This is a genomic window from Pseudoalteromonas sp. T1lg10 (genome assembly GCF_002964545.1).
GTDB lineage: Bacteria > Pseudomonadota > Gammaproteobacteria > Enterobacterales > Alteromonadaceae > Pseudoalteromonas.
In genome coordinates this window covers 1-410 of sequence record NZ_PQBV01000010.1, presented here as the reverse complement: position 1 = coordinate 410, position 410 = coordinate 1, and the positions used below count along the sequence as shown (strand labels likewise).

Below are 410 nucleotides of genomic sequence, written 5' to 3'. Positions count from 1 at the left end.
CACTTCTCAGAGTTAAACACACTCTATTCTCAGGGCTTTTCCCCGAAAGAATGTTTATCTATAAGAAGGAGTAGTAGTAAAGTGGTGGAGCTAAGCAGGATCGAACTGCTGACCTCCTGCGTGCAAGGCAGGCGCTCTCCCAGCTGAGCTATAGCCCCACATTACTAGGATACGTGCATTGTTTATAACCGGTCTTTGCTGTGAAGCAAAGTGGTGGGTCTGAGTAGACTTGAACTACCGACCTCACGCTTATCAGGCGTGCGCTCTAACCAGCTGAGCTACAGACCCAAACAATGACGTTTGTTCTCTATTTCATAATCAACAATCATCTGTGTGGACACTGCGAACAAATTCGTTCTAAATCGTATAAGGAGGTGATCCAGCCCCAGGTTCCCCTAGGGCTACCTTGT

2 tRNA genes are annotated in these 410 nt (G+C 47.3%); both read right to left on the bottom strand.

Annotation, left to right across the window (positions count from 1 at the left end):
• Positions 1–82: 82 nt before the first annotated feature.
• A tRNA-Ala gene (locus C2M17_RS06085) sits at positions 83–158 on the bottom strand.
• A gap of 53 nt (positions 159–211) precedes the next feature.
• A tRNA-Ile gene (locus tag C2M17_RS06080) sits at positions 212–288 on the bottom strand.
• Between the last annotated feature and the right edge of the window lie 122 nt (positions 289–410).